The organism is Pseudomonas sp. B6002 (genome assembly GCF_013385985.1).
Classification (GTDB): Bacteria; Pseudomonadota; Gammaproteobacteria; order Pseudomonadales; family Pseudomonadaceae; genus Aquipseudomonas.
The window spans coordinates 1-14,917 of record NZ_JACAOY010000011.1 but is presented as its reverse complement, the minus strand read 5'-3'; the positions used below and the strand labels follow the sequence as shown (position 1 = coordinate 14,917).

The following is a 14,917-nucleotide window of genomic DNA, read 5'->3' as shown; positions in this document are numbered from 1 at the left end:
TTCGAGTATAGATGTGCAAATCTCTAATAAGAACGCACATAAAAGCCGGACCAATATGCAAAAAAACATCACGTCCCTGGGCGCCCTGAACTGGGATGACCTGAAGTTTTTCCTCGAAGTGGCCCGCACCCGCAAGGCCAGCGTGGCGGCCAAGCGCCTGGCGGTGGACTACACCACGGTGTCGCGGCGCATCAGCTCACTGGAAGTGTCCCTCGGTACGCTGCTGTTCGAAAAATCCCGGACCAATGGCTTCGTGCTCACCAACGAGGGCCAGCGTTTGCTGGGTTACGCCGAGTCCATCGAAAGCACTTTGCACATGGCCTGTGAGCAAGTCTCCGGCTCGGGCGTGGCGCTGTCTGGGCACGTACGCATGGGCTGCACCGAAGGGTTCGGCAGCTTCTTCGTCACCCCGCAGTTAAGCCACTTCGTCGACACCTACCCCGCCATCTCGGTGGACATCCTGCCCCTGCCCCACTTCATCAGCCTGTCCAAGCGCGAAGCCGACATCGTCATCGCCCTGGAACGGCCGGAACACGGGCCCTATGTGTGCTGCAAACTGTGTGATTACAAATTGCAGCTGTATGCCACCCAGGAATACCTGGACCAACACCCGCCGATCCGTAAACCGGCGGATTTGGCCGAACACCCGTTTATCAGCTATGTGGATGACTTGGCGTTCAGCTCAGAGCTGCTGTACCTGGCCAACGTGGTGCCCGGCGCCAGCGCCAGTTTGCGCAGTACCAGCGTGATCGCGCAGTACGTGGCGGCGCAGCAGGGGCGGTCCATGGCGATATTGCCGTGCTTTTTAGCGGCGCAGGATCCACGGTTGTTGCCGGTGCTGGGGGAGCAGATAGCGATTACGCGGCAATTTTGGATGTATTGCCGGGAGGATTTGCGCAAGTTGAAGCGGATAACGTTGTTGTGGGACTACATCAGGGAAGTGACGGAGCAGAACCAGGGGTTGTTGATGGGGGAGACACGGGAGATGCGGTTCGCGGATTAAAACGCAGCCCTACAGGTAAGCGTCACATCGTTCATAGACTTACACCGTACCAGCCCCGGCAATATTCGGATAACGAGCTCGAACGTCGCGCAGGAACTCACCCGCACGCGTCTTGAGCCATTCAATCAGCCGAGCAATATCCGGCTCTGACTGCCGCCCATTTCGACAAATGATGTAGTAGGCCGCAGGGGACATCATCACGGGGCTTTTCAACGCAACCAATGCACCGTTTTCCAATTGGTCATACACCAACGCAGTCCTGCCCAGTGCGATCCCTGTGCCCCTTACCGCCAGACTGATCGCCAGGCTCGAATCGGGAAATCTCGGTCCATGGTGATAAGGCGGCGCCGTCAGCCCCTGAAACGCAAACCAGCTTTCCCACCCCGGACACACCTGATCGTCCACCCGATGAATCAGCGGGTATTGGGCGACTTCACCCGGCGCAATATCCCCTTTCAACTGTAGAAATTCCGGCGAGCAAACGGGGAACACCGCGTCACGCATCAGCAGTTCAACATGATGATCCGGGTAATCGCCGTGCCCCATCACCACAGCGACATCGTATTGATGCGCTTCCAGGCTGGCGCTGTTGATGTCGACGCTGGTCAACACCAGATCAAGGTTGAACGAGGCCTCGGTGTGAGAGCCGTGCATCCTGGGGATCAACCACGTCGAACAGAGGGAAGATGTGCAGGAGAGGTACAGCGGTCGGGGCTTTGAAGGGTTGAGTGAATGCAGCACCCCATCCAGTGCCTTGAAAAATCCATCGGTAACCGGCAACAACGCCTGCCCCGCGGACGTCAGCTTGACGCCGCGTGAATGCCGCTCAAACAACTGCACGCCCCACCACTCCTCCAGGCCTGCAATCTGATGGCTGATGGCACTCGCGGTAAGGTTAAGCTCCGACGCCGCACGCGCAAAACTACCGGTTTGCGCAGCGCTGACGAAGGCTTGAAGCATCGGTGTGGGAGGCGGACGCTGGGCCATCAGGTGCTCACTTTGATAGAGATGATCCCGCAAACAATGATGAATGCCGACAGCATCCGTCGCCAACCGAACCGTTCTTTAAAAAACAGCGCGGCAATAATGGCGCCGATAATAACACTGGTTTCCCGCAGCGCTGAGACCTTGGCCACCGCGTCCAGTGACAACGCAAACAATACCAACCCGTAAGACGCCAGGTAAAAAACACCGCCTAACACGCCGACTCGCCAATGCCCGCGGATCGCATTCGCCAACGCTGAACGCTCCCTGGAAAACGCCAGCACCGGGATCGGAATGCTCTGGAACACCGTCAGGTAGATGATGTATTGCAACACCGTCTCACTGGCCCTTACGCCTTTGGCGTCCACCACCGTGTAAGCCGCGATAAACGCTCCGGCACACGTTGCCATCAGGATCGGTTTGAACATCTTCGCCGTCATCCTGCGCACAAAGGTTAGGCTGATGATGCCCACACAAATCAGCAGCACTCCCGCCAGCGCCTGGGGTGACAGCTGCTCATGCAACAGAAAGTAGGAAAACAGCGCGACCAGCACGGGCGGTATCCCACGCATCACCGGGTACACCTGACCGAAATCCCCCGTCTCATAGGCTTTGATCAGAAACAACCGATAGACCGTATTGAGACCCACCGAGACGAGGATGTAGCCCCATACATCGAGGCTCGGCGCGCTCACAAGCGGCAGCGCCAACAGGCATATCACCAGCGCTGTGCCATCCACCATGGCCAAGGTCATGAAGCGACTGCTGCCGGCGCGGACAACAGCGTTCCAGGTGGCGTGCATGAAGGCAGAGATCAAGACCAGCGTGATCGCAATATCGGAGTTGTCCATGGGGCTCGACTTGTGGCGGATGTACGTTATGAGCTTCGGGGCAACTCAGAGCGGCCATTTAACTAAGCCGACCTCGTGCGAAAAAGCGAAACCTCATCAACCTAGCCATCAAGGCTCTTCATGGCTGAGCTTTCCTACGGAGAAATTACTTAGCAAACGCGGTTTCAAGCACACCGCAAACCAACTGTGGGAGCTGGCTTGCCTGCGATGGCAGTGTGTCAGTCAATACATCCAGTACTGCGACACCGCTATCGCAGGCAAGCCAGTTCCCACAGTTGATTGGGTTTCACATTGAGATTGGGGGGACGGGTTCAGTCCGCAATCACCACAATCGACACTCGCCGATTTTCGGTGCGCCCCGCTGCCGTGGTGTTCGGCGCGACCGGTTCGCTGCTGCCCAGGCCGCGCAGTTGGATGTTTTCTTCTTTCATGCCTACACCTTGCAGCACCGTGGCCACGCTTTTGGCGCGGCGCAGGGACAGTTGCTGGTTGTAGGTTTCCTTACCTGAGGCGTCGGTGTGGCCGTCGACGCGCACGCGTTCGATACCGACGCCCAGCAGGGCCTTGCCGATACGCTGGACGATGTCGGTACTGGGCTGGTTGAGGGTTTCGACGTCACTGCCGAACAGCACTTTGCCGGACAGGCCGAATGCCCAGCCTTCGTCAGTGAGTTCGAAACCTTGCTGCTTGAGCACAGCGACCTGGGCCGGGGTCAGGCCTTTTTGCGGGGCTGTCTGGCAGCCACCGAGGGCAAGGAACGCCACCAGCAAGGTGATAAACATGAATCGCGTGGTCGAGAACAAGGGATCAACTCCTGTGTTGAACGTTGACGACGGGGCTCTCCGGCTCCGCCGTTTGCTGGCCACCGGACGATAAACGCTTGGCCTGGTACATCGCCGCGTCGGCGGCATTGAGCAGGGTGCCGGGCGTGGCGCCATGATCGGGGTAGATCGCAATGCCGATACTGAGTGAGGTCAACACCTGGGTGTTGCCGGGCACCGGGATCGGCAGGTCCATGCTGGCAATGATTTTGTCGGCGATGCGCTGGGCGTCTTCCACGTTGTGCAAGGGCGCGAGCAGGATGGCGAACTCATCACCGCCCAGGCGCGCCACCAGGTCATCTTCGCGCAGTTGAGCCCGCACGCGGTCGGCGACGGCCACCAGCACCGCATCGCCAGCGGCGTGGCCAAAGCTGTCGTTGATTTCTTTGAAACGGTCGCTGTCGAGATACAACACCGCCACCCGCTCCTTGGCCTTGGCCGCGCCGCGCAGGGCACGAATCAGCCGCCCTTCGAAAAAGGCGCGGTTGGGCAGCCCGGTGAGGCTGTCGTGGTTGGCCTGGTGGGCGAGGGATTCGTTTTCACTTTGCAGGTGGCTTTGCCAGGCTTCCATCTCGCCGAGCAACGCGTTGAAGTCGCTGCCCAGGCTATCGAGTTCGGCGATTTGCGCAGGGGGCACGCGGCGGTCGAAATCGCGCTCGCTGCGCGCGGCGTGAGCCACGGAGGCGAGGCGCTGCAGAGGGCCGGTGATGCCACGCAACAGGCGCCGCGCCAGGTGCAAGGCGACCCACGCGCTGAGGGCCGTACAGATCAGGATCCCGGCCAGGCCGCTGAGCAAGAAGCGCAGCAAGCTGCCGCCATGGCCGGTCAGGTGAATGCTGCCGATGGTTCGCCCCTGGTGAAGGATCGGTTGATTGATCGGCTGTTCGAGCAAGGTATGGGCCAACGCCAGTTCGACGCGCGACAGCATGCCGGTTTCCGGGCGAGTCCATTGCGCGAGCACCTTGCCATTCACGTCCTGCACCTCGGCCTCGGCGACCTCTTCGGTGGACGCAATCAGGCTCAGGGCCTCAGTGGCCGCGGCGCTGTCATTGAACACCACCGCCGCCTCCACGGTGTAGTTGATGGAGCGCGCGATCAGGTGCAGGTTGTGCTCGGCATACACCCGCAGCGCCAGCACGCCGAGCAGGGTCAGGGAGACACTCGCCAGCGTCACCGCCACCAGCGCCAGGATCAAATGCCCTCGGCCGATGACGGAGCGCAGGGTTGGCCGCGCTTTTTCAAGGCTCATGGCGCAGGCGCTCGACGGCGAGACAACTGCAGCACGCTGGGGTGAATACGCACGCCGCTGCGGGCGACCGAGTCGAGATTGACCTCGAAAGACACCTGGTCATCCGCCACGCGCAGGCAGAACAGGCTGCCCACGGTGCATTGATCGCCGCCTTCGCTGATGCTGAGCACCGGGTGGCCGATCAACGAGGCAAACAGGCGACCGCGTTCGTCGGCGGTGAGCTTGCCGATGTACACCGCGTCGCAGGCGTTGACGATATCGGGATGATCCGCCAGCAGGCGTTGCACCACCACCGGTCGGCCGGTGGCCTGGGTGGTGCCTTTGACCAGATCGTCGGTGTATTGGGTCGGCCCGATGATGCACAGGCGCAATTGCGCAGGCTCCACTGGCCAACGGGCATAACTGAGGATGCCGAGTACCACTTGGGTGACCGCCTGGGCACGCTGGTCAGCCAGGCTGGCCGGGGCAAGCGACTGGGCAAATGCCCGGGGCGCGAGCAGGCACAGAACCGCCACCAGTAACATGCGTCTCCAGCTCAAACTGCGCTCTGCGGGCGAGACAGCCACGTTCATGCAGCGATTCTCTCAGGTGTTTTCAGGGTGATGCCGCAACGATAGCACAGCGGCGGAAAACCCCGCGAAGAGTAGGTCTTCGCGGGGCGCGCTATTTTTTCAGAAAAATCAGACGACTGAATCAGAAATATTGCGTGACCTGTCAGTCAATTTTTTCAGCTGCATGCTCCAGCTCCAGCATCAGCCCGCTCAAACGCTTGACCTTGCGTCGCACTGCCTCCTCGAACACACCGCCACGGGGCTCGATCAGGCTGAACCAACGCTTGGCCCGGGTGATGCCGGTGTAGATCAGCTCTTTGGTGAGCACCGGGTTCAGCGCGTCCGGCAGGATCAGGGCGGTGTGGGTGAACTCCGAGCCCTGGGACTTGTGCACGGTCATGGCGTACACGGTTTCCACATCATTGAGCCGGCTGGGCAATACAAAGCGCACACCGCCCTGGCCATCGTTGCGCGGGAAGGCCACACGCAGCACCTGGGGACGGCCGTCGCTTTCGGGTAATTTCAGGGCAATGCCGATGTCACCGTTCATCAGGCCCAGGCCGTAGTCGTTGCGGGTCATCAGTACCGGGCGGCCTTCGTACCATTGATCATCGCCTTCGATCAGCCGCACTTTGCGCAGGGCCGCCGTGATACGCAGGTTGAGACCTTCGACACCCCACGGCCCCTTACGCACGGCACAGAGCAATTGGAAGGCATCGAACGCTTGCAGCAACTGTTGCGCCCAGTGGGTCCACGCCGCGTCTTCGCGCGGTGTATCAAGAGGCGGTCGGGCGCATTGCAGCAGGTTGAGGTAGTAGCGATAACCCTGGGCGCCGTCGCCCTGCCCGTCCAGCACCAGGCGCTCCAATGCGTGGTCGTGCTCGCCTTTGAGGCTGACGCAGAACAGGTCGGCGTGACTGCGGGCCGCCAGGAGCTTGCGGGCTTCTTCGGCATTTTGCTGGTTGACCCAACGCGCCAGTTGCCCTATGCCGCTGCCTTCACCGAATCGCCGTGAATAACGCAGCATCACAACCTGCTGCGCCAGCGGGTGACTGCCGTCGAGGTCTTCTTGCAGGCCACTGGCGCTGAGGTCTTCGCCGCTGACCGCTTGCAGCCAATGCCGCGTGTGAGGGCTGTACCAGCCAGCCTCGGCATCGCGGCACAGATCGCCGAGTACCGCGCCCGCCTCGACCGAGGCGAGTTGGTCCTTGTCGCCCAGCAATACCAGGCGTGCATGAGGCGGCAAGGCATCGAGCAGGTTGGCCATCATTTCCAGGTCGATCATCGAGGCCTCATCCACTACCAGCACATCCAGGGGCAGCGGGTTGCCGATGTGATGACGGAAGTGCCGCGTGCCCGGGCGGCTGCCCAGCAAGCGGTGAACGGTGGTGACCTGGGTCGGGATTTTTTCCTTCACGTTGTCCGGCACTTTCAGCGACAGCACCTGCTGGCTGATGGACTCGGTGAGGCGTGCCGCGGCTTTACCGGTGGGGGCGGCCAGACGGATGCGCAGCGGGTTGCCGGTTTCCACGGCTGGGGCCTGCAACAGCGCGAGCAGGCGCACCACGGTGGTGGTCTTGCCGGTGCCGGGGCCACCAGTGACGATGCTGAAGGCACCGCGAGTGGCCAGGGCGCAGGCCAGTTTCTGCCAGTCGATCACACCGTCGGGCGGGGGCTGGTCGAACAGGCCATTGAGGCGCTGGGGCAAGTCGGCGCTGACGGTTTCCTGGGTCGCCAGGCGCACGCGCAGGGCCGTGTCGATGCGCCGCTCGTAAGTCCAGTAGCGGCGCAGGTACAGGCGTTTGCCCGACAGGACCAAGGGCCGGCTTTGGGCGGCTTCGCTGCCATCGACGGCCAGGGCGACCAAGTGGCTGGCAGCCAGCGCATGGCACCAGTGGGCACCGTCCAACCCGTCCAGCAGTTGCGACGGCAACAGCATGGCGCCGGTTTGCAGGTCGCCTTCGGGCGGCAGGGACAGGGCAAAGTCGGGGGCCTTGAGGGTTTCGAACAGGTCTAGGCAGACGTGACCGTGGCCTAACTGGTGGCTGGTCAAGGCCGCTGCCAGCAGCACCAACGGATCGGCCTGTGGGTCGAGTTCGTGCAGGAAGCCGACGAACGCTTTGTCCAAGGCACGCAGCCAGCCGCGGTCAACCCAACGTTCCAGCAACTGCACCAGGTCGGCAGCGCGGCTGAGGGGCTCGAGCGCTTCAAGCGGTAGCGGAGACAGGCTCATAGCAGCACTCCTTGTTCCCAGGCGGGCTCGGCCTTCGGCGGGATGGATTTGCCCTGGAACATCAGGTCCAGACCTTCGATCAACGCCCGTGGTGGCCGGGTGAAATACGCGCCTTGGCTGGCGGACTGGGTGCCGCGCAGGAACACATACAGCGCGCCGCCTACGTGGCGGTCGTAGTCGTAGTCCGGCAGGCGAGCCTTCAGTTGTCGGTGCAGGGCCAGCAGGTAAAGTACGTATTGCAGGTCGTACCGATGGTCGAGGATCGACTGCTCCATGGCGTCATGGGTGTAGGCCGAATCGTCAGGGCCGAGCCAGTTGGATTTGTAATCGGCCACGTAGTAGCGGCCGTCGTGTTCGAAGGTCAGGTCGATAAACCCCTTGAACATGCCATTGAGCAACACCGGCTCGGCAGCGACACGAGAGACGCCCTCGTGGGTGTACTGGCACACCAGTTTGTCGAGGGCGAGCACGTCGACTTTGTGGCTGGCGAACCAGAACTCCATTTCGATCTGGTACTGCGTGAGGCCGCTGAGGGTAATGCGGCCGTTATCCACCGGCAGCGGTGTTTGCAGCAGTTGGCCCAGCCAACCGCTCAAGGTCACAATCCAGCCTTCCCAGTTGCGGCGGTTGCAGCGGGCGCCCACGGCTTTTTCGATGTCTGCTGGGGTGACGTTGAAGCCCTCGTCACCCGCCCATTCCAACAGGCCGTGGAGGAACGTACCTGGGTTCGGCCCTCGCGGGAAACGGTGAATGTCGCCGCCAGACGCGGCTACTTCGCGCGGTGCGTCGGGGTCCAGGCGCTCGTCATCGAACAGCTTCTGGGCCTGAGGGCTTTCCGGCGCTTCGAGGCTGGCGGCGCTCATGCTGTCGCCAATACGCAGGGCACTGTAGGACGCGATCCACCAGTTCTCTGCCGCCTTGCGTTTGGGTAGCAAAGGCGCAAGCAAAGTAGCTTCATTTTTGGGCGGGTGGAACACGATGCTGGTGACTTCGGGCACCGGGCCATAGTGGATTGCCTGGCAGCCTTCCTGGAGATCCAGCAACCAACGTGCAAGGCCAGCGGACTCGCCCAGCGAGGCTCCCGCACCCAGTAGATAACCGAGTGCCGAAAGGTGCAGCACGGAACTGCTGTTATTACCGCGCTTGAGGTCGGCAATGCCGAGCCAGCACGCATGTTTGGCGCGGGTCAGCGCGACGTAGAACAAGCGCAGGTCTTCGGCGAGGCGCTCGTCATCAGCTTGGGCGATCAGCTCGGCGGTTGGGCGCAGGCTGACGTGGGATTTACCGTGTTCATCATGGTAGTGAAGCGGCAAACGGCTGCCATCGACCGGCTTGGCCGAACAGATGAAGGGCAGGAAAACCAGGTCATATTCCAGTCCCTTGGACTTGTGGATGGTCACCACCTTGACCAGTTGCTCATCGCTTTCCAGGCGCAGGATCTGCTCTTCACCGGCCTGCCCGGAGAGCGCCAGGTGCTCGGCCAGGTGGCGGATCAGCGCCTGTTCACCGTCCAGTTCCGATGCGGCTTGCTGCAACAGTTCGCTGAGGTGCAACAGGTTGGTCAGCACGCGCTCGCCGTCACTGCGGGCGATCAGGGTTTGTGGCAGTTGGAAGTCATGGAGCAGGCGTCGCAACATTGGCAGCACGCCCTGGGTGCGCCAGATCGCACGGTAACCTCGGAACTGCATGACGCGGGTTTCCCACGCCAGTTCGTCTTGATTCAGACGTTCCAATTCCGGTAACGAAAGGTTCAGGGTGACGCAGGCCAAGGCGGCGCGCAGGGGGCGCTCGACATCCGGCTCGGCGCAGGCCTTGAGCCACGCGAGCAGGTCATGGGCTTCCTGGGCGGCAAAGACGGAATCTTTATCCGACAAGTAAACGCTGCGCACGCCCCGGGCGGCCAACTCGGCCCGCACCGCCTGGGCCTCCTTGCCATCACGCACAAGGATGGCGATATCCGACGGAAGCACGCCCTTGAAGCTCGTGTCCGGCTGCAGGAAACCCGCCGAACCTTGCTGCCCGCCATTGAGCAACTCGACAATTTGCGTGGCACAGGCCGCTGCCAGTTGCTGGCGATAGACCACGTTGGATATCGGCTGGTCGGTGGGCAAGTGCCAGAGGTTCAGGGCGGGCAGCGTTTGCCCGTCGACTTGAAGCTGTTCCTTGCGGCCTTGGGACAGCACCGACTGGAACGGTACCGGGTTTTCGCCATCCGGCTGACGGAACAGGAAAGCACCACGGCCGGTTTCCGCACGTTGGAACACGTGGTTGACCGCCTCGACCATCGCATGGCTGGAGCGGAAGTTGGTGCCCAAGGTGTGGTGGCGGCCGGTGGTGGACTGCCGCGCGCGCAGGTAGGTGTAGATGTCGGCGCCACGGAAGGCGTAGATCGCCTGCTTGGGGTCGCCGATCAGGAACAGGCCGCTGTCGAGGTGGTTTTCTTCGATGCGGTAGATGCTGTCGAAGATGCTGTATTGCACCGGGTCGGTGTCCTGGAACTCGTCGATCAGCGCCACCGGGAATTGCTCGCGAATCACGCTGGCCAGGCGCTCGCCGCCATCGGCTTGCAGCGCGGCATTGAGGCGGATGAGCATGTCGTCGAAGCCCATTTCGGCACGACGGCGTTTTTCGTCCTCAAAGCGTTTGCCGACCCAGCCAGCGGCGTGTTGCAACACGGCGGCGTCGGGGCTTGGCAACGCATCGAGGGCAGCCTTGAGACCGGCCATGGCGTCGATGCCGGGGTGATGCGGCGGCTCACCCTTCCAGGCTTCGGCCATGCCGTCAGGCGTGAGGCGGGTGAAACCGGTGCCGATGTCCAGTTGCTCCAGGGTTTCGTCAGCGGCCCAGGCGCTGATCTTTTCAAACCAGGGCTCGAAGTAGCGGGCTTGCATCTTGCGGCCGTCGACGGCTTTGGCGGCCACGGCTTGCAGGCAGATGTCGCGCAACTCGGCGGCCCATTGCTGCCAGGGCGCCTTGAGTTGTACCAGCGCCTCACGGCGCTCCTGCAGGCATGCGTTGATCAGTTCGGCGGGGTCGCGGGTTTCGTCGGTGGGCCGTTCGCTGCCAAACAGCGCACGCACTCGCGGCATCAATGCGGCAGGGCCGCCCCAGTTATTGCGCACCCAGTTGAGCGCGTCGTCGTGCATGGGGTAGCAGAACAGCCGCCAGTAGTCGCGCAGGACTTCGCCGAGCAGGTCGCTGTGATCGGTTTCCAGGGTCTGGGTGAACAGGCTGCCGCTGTCGAAGGCGTGTTCGCGCAGCATGCGCTGGCACCAACTGTGGATAGTGGAGACAGCAGCTTCGTCCATCCACTGGGCTGCGATGTCCAGGCGGTTGGCGCAGGCAGGCCATTGTTCCGGCAGATATTGATCGCGCAAGTCGGCGATCAAGGTATCGGGCTGCGGGATTTCGTCACGGAAGAAGCGCGCGGCCTCGGCCAGGCGGATGCGGATGCGCTCGCGCAGTTCCTTGGTGGCCGCATCAGTGAAGGTCACCACCAGGATTTGCGGTGGCAACAGTTCGCGGCCAAAGCCTGACTCATCACCACCGTGCCCGAGCACAAGGCGCAGATAGAGGGCGGAGATGGTGAAGGTCTTGCCGGTACCGGCGCTGGCTTCAATCAGCTGGCTGCCTTTTAGCGGGAAAGCCAGGGCCAAGGGTTTGCTGCTCATGCGCTGGCCTCCTCGCTTGTCAGTGATCGCCATGGAGCGTTGAGCAGGGGGCGATAGAGGGTTTCGCACCAACCTTCAAACTCTTCACTCGCCATTAGGGTGGCGAAGTCGGGGAACTGTCGCGTGAGCGCTGGGGTTTCGCGGCGTTCGCCATCGGTTTTGAGGCCGTCGCCCTCGTAGGCTTTACTCGCCGCTGCCAGGGTTTTAACAGGATCGGTTTGGCCGAGCCAGGCGAAGGCGGTTTTAACGGCGACAGGCAGCGGTTTGCTCATACCGGTATGCCAGGCCAGCAGCAGGTGGCCGAGGATTTCCTGGGCGGCAGGTTTATCCAGAGGTGACAGCAGCAAGGTGTCATCGCTGGCCACCAAGCCGGTACTCAACGGCAGCCCGCAGGCGCAGGCAACCACGTGATTGACCCAGGGACGGATCAGGCGATGCCACTTGCGTGATTTGATCGAGCCGATGCTGTTGGGGATGGTGGTGACACTCAGCAAGCCACCATCACTGCGCCGGTGCAGACCACTGATCCAGCCATCAAGTTGAAGGCCTTGATGCTCAAAACCGATCGGTTCCGCGCCAGTGTGAGGCGTCGGCCAGAGGGCAAGTAATTGTTGGTAGCGTTGCAACAGGTCAGGCAACGGCTCGATCAGTTCGTTACGCAAGCATTCGCCAAAGCCGACCATGGGCAACAGGCCGCTGCCTTGCAAACGCAGGGCCTGGGCGTTTAGGGCTTGGTCGAGATGGTCGGGCTGTGTGAGTGCGGCGCTCAGCAGGCTGTCGCTGAGGCTGTAGCGTTGCAGCGCGTCGAGTACGAAAGGTTCTTCGTCGGCAAGGGGCACTTCAGCGGCCTCGAAGAAAACTTTGAGACGCTGGCTGAAGAAGTGTTTGACCGGGTTGCGCAGGAAGTCCTGCAACTGGCCGAGGGTCAGGGGTTCTTCCTGCTCGTGTTGCGGGAGCCCCTCTTCTTCAAGCCTGGTAACCGGTGCTTCGTGGAGCAACTGCCATTCACGGGCATAGCTGAACAGTGGGTCGCCTTCGTGGAAATAGCGCGCGCTGAAGGGTTGGAGTGGGTGTTCCTGAGTCATGGCGTCCAGCAGGAGCTCTGCTGTATTTACGTTGTGCCAGCCACTGGCGAGGTGGTCACGCAATTGGCCGATCAGCACGGAGGCTGGGCGATCACTGTTGTCGCGGATGCTGCGGCCCACCCAGCTGATGTACAACTGGTCTCGGGCTGACAGCAGGGCTTCGAGCAGCAGGTAGCGGTCGTCTTCACGGCGTGAACGGTCACCAGGGCGATAGTCGCTGCCCATGAGGTCGAAGTCCAAGGGTGGCTGGGCGCGCGGGTAGTCGCCGTCGTTCATGCCGAGCAGGCATACGAGCTTGAACGGAATCGCACGCATGGGCATCAAGGTGCAAAAATTGACAGCCCCGGCGAGGAAACGTTGGGACAGGCGACCTTGATCCAGTCCGGCCAGCCAGGCTTCGCGGACGACGGTGAGCGGTAACTCATCCTGCAAGCCGACGGACTCACAGGTTTCCAGCCAGGTCTCGCGCAGTTGCTCGAGTTGGCCTAGCAGGTAGTCGTCGTGTTCACTGCTCGGCAGGAAGAACAGTTGCATCAAGCGCTGCAGTCGCTCGCCCCATTGTTGAGGGGCGGCTGATTGGGACAGGGCGTGGTGCGCTTCATTCAATGCATCGAGCAGGGCGACCAAGGGGCCGATAAGAGCAGCGTCAAGGCCACCGATTTCGTCGTAGGGTTCGATACCGTTGCACGCCGCGCCGGTGCCGACCGCGTAGCCCAACAACATACGGCGCAGGCCGAACCGCCAACTGTTTTGCTCCAGCTCATCCGGCAAGCCGAGACCGGCGCGTTGTTCGGCATTGAGCCCCCAGCGGATACCGGCACCTTCGATCCAGCGATGCAGCGTGGGCAGGTCGCGCTCCTTGATCGCGAAGCGCTCGCGCAGGGCGGGCACGTCAAGCAAGTCGAGAATTTCGCTGACGGGGAAGCGGCTATCGGGGAGCTTGAGCAGGTGTTCGACGGCGATCAGCAGAGGATCGCGGCCGCGCTGGCCTTGGTCGGTGAGGGTGAAGGGGATGAAGCGTGGATCGCTTCTTTCCAGTTGACCGAACACTGCACGGATATGCGGCGCGTAGCTGTCGACGTCGGGGACCATGACGATGATGTCCCGGGGGCGCAGCGTGGGGTCGGCGCTGAAGCGCTGGAGGAGTTGGTCGTGAAGGATTTCCACTTCGCGCTGGGCGCTGTGGGCAATGTGGAAGCGGATTGAGGTGTCGTGTTCCAGGTCCACGGCAGGCCATAGCTCGCGGGTTTCGTTGAGCGGGCGCAGTTCGAGGATGTCGTCCTGGAGCTGGTTGAGCAGCGTGGTGGGCTGACTGTCGCTGAACAGGTCGATGCGCCCGTCGCGGAAGGCGGCGCGGTAGCTGTTGGGGTCGTCGTAGCTGTCCAGCAGGCTGATGTAGTCGCGGCCTTGCTTGCCCCAGGCAGCCAGCAGCGGATGGGCGTGCTGGTGCAGGGTTTGTGGGTCGATGGTGACCGGCATGCCGGCTTTGCGGGCTTGGCGTTTGTATTCGTTACGCAGCAGGTCTTTGTCGGCGACGATGTCGGACCAATGGTGGCGACAAGGGTTGTGCACGCACAACAAGACTTGGCTGAAGCGTGCCAGGCCGGCGAGTGCTTCCAGTGCTTGCGCGGGCAAAGAGGAGATGCCGAACACAATGACCCGGGAGGGCAGACCTGCCGGAGCGTTTTCGAGGCTATTAATACGTTCGATAAAACGCTGGTGAACACCGGCGCGGCTTTCGGCCATGCCCTCCTCACCGACGTCCAACAAGAGTGCGCGCCATAGCTCGGCTTGCCAGCAGTTTGCGGGGTTGAGTGGCTTGGGTTCACCTCTAGCGCTGCGCAATTGGTGACGGCCGGCTGCCCAGTCCTCTAGCCAGTCGGCACGGTAGACTTGGTATTGGTCGAACAGGTCGGCCAGACGCTCGGCGAGTTGGTAGCGTTTGCGCAGGTCGGTGTCATGGGTGAGAAAGCGCTGCAACGGTTCGAAGTGCGGTTGATTGATGAGCTCCGGAAGCAGGCGCATGAGGCGCCAGGTCAGCGGGGCTTTATCGAGCAGAGACTTGGGCGGGATTTCATCTTTGCCCAAGACCATGCGATAGAGCTGCCACATGAAACTGCCGGGCAGTTGCACGTCGATTGCTGCTGCGATGCCACAGCCGCCCATGTCGTCTTCTTCCGGGTCTTCAGCCAGGGCCAGCTTGAGCCATTGGGCGATGCCATTGCTTTGTACCAGAGCGATTTCGTTTTCCAGAGGCGCCAGGGGATAGCGGCGCATCCAACTGACCACCAGGCTGCGCAGTTCGTCCAGGCGGTTGCCGTGAACCACCATGAATCCAGCGCTGAGGGACGTCGCATCCGGCATAACGGCTTCCTTGGGAAAAGCAAAATCGAGGGTGCGACTTTAGCACTGTGAGGCGTTGTTGGCGGAGTCGGGATGTTAGCTGGCTTTTCGACCGCCCAAAACAAA

General features: G+C 61.9%; 9 protein-coding genes. 1 reads left to right on the top strand and 8 read right to left on the bottom strand.

The genetic code is table 11. From position 1 onward, the window contains the following. Positions 1-55: 55 nt before the first annotated feature. Positions 56-1,003 carry a LysR family transcriptional regulator gene (locus HX792_RS15505; protein ID WP_176996917.1) on the top strand — a complete coding sequence of 316 codons (948 nt, stop codon included), beginning with the start codon at positions 56-58 and terminating at the stop codon, positions 1,001-1,003. A gap of 39 nt (positions 1,004-1,042) precedes the next feature. Here HX792_RS15505 and HX792_RS15500 read toward each other — a convergent pair whose 3' ends face one another. The 8 genes from HX792_RS15500 to recC form a co-directional block, all read right to left on the bottom strand. Further along, positions 1,043-1,990, bottom strand: coding sequence for a LysR substrate-binding domain-containing protein (locus HX792_RS15500; RefSeq protein ID WP_176996916.1), 948 nt, complete (start codon positions 1,988-1,990; stop codon positions 1,043-1,045). Further along, positions 1,990-2,838 carry an EamA family transporter gene (locus tag HX792_RS15495; protein WP_176996915.1) on the bottom strand — a complete coding sequence of 283 codons (849 nt, stop codon included), beginning with the start codon at positions 2,836-2,838 and terminating at the stop codon, positions 1,990-1,992. The genes HX792_RS15500 and HX792_RS15495 overlap by 1 nt, the downstream gene beginning before the upstream one ends. Before the next feature lie 311 nt (positions 2,839-3,149). Further along, positions 3,150-3,641, bottom strand: coding sequence for an OmpA family protein (locus tag HX792_RS15490; RefSeq protein ID WP_176996914.1), 492 nt, complete (start codon positions 3,639-3,641; stop codon positions 3,150-3,152). A 4-nt stretch (positions 3,642-3,645) separates the two neighbouring features. Continuing rightward, positions 3,646-4,908 (bottom strand): diguanylate cyclase domain-containing protein, encoded by a 1,263-nt coding sequence (locus HX792_RS15485; RefSeq protein WP_176996913.1) that lies wholly within the window; start codon positions 4,906-4,908, stop codon positions 3,646-3,648. Continuing rightward, positions 4,905-5,480, bottom strand: coding sequence for a YfiR family protein (locus HX792_RS15480; RefSeq protein WP_176996912.1), 576 nt, complete (start codon positions 5,478-5,480; stop codon positions 4,905-4,907). The genes HX792_RS15485 and HX792_RS15480 overlap by 4 nt, the downstream gene beginning before the upstream one ends. A gap of 142 nt (positions 5,481-5,622) precedes the next feature. After that, positions 5,623-7,692 carry an exodeoxyribonuclease V subunit alpha gene (gene recD / locus HX792_RS15475; protein WP_176996911.1) on the bottom strand — a complete coding sequence of 690 codons (2,070 nt, stop codon included), beginning with the start codon at positions 7,690-7,692 and terminating at the stop codon, positions 5,623-5,625. After that, positions 7,689-11,363 (bottom strand): exodeoxyribonuclease V subunit beta, encoded by a 3,675-nt coding sequence (gene recB / locus HX792_RS15470; RefSeq protein ID WP_176996910.1) that lies wholly within the window; start codon positions 11,361-11,363, stop codon positions 7,689-7,691. The genes recD and recB overlap by 4 nt, the downstream gene beginning before the upstream one ends. After that, a complete protein-coding gene (gene recC, locus HX792_RS15465; RefSeq protein ID WP_176996909.1) occupies positions 11,360-14,812 on the bottom strand; it encodes an exodeoxyribonuclease V subunit gamma in 3,453 nt (1,150 codons plus the stop codon). The genes recB and recC overlap by 4 nt, the downstream gene beginning before the upstream one ends. Positions 14,813-14,917: the final 105 nt, after the last annotated feature.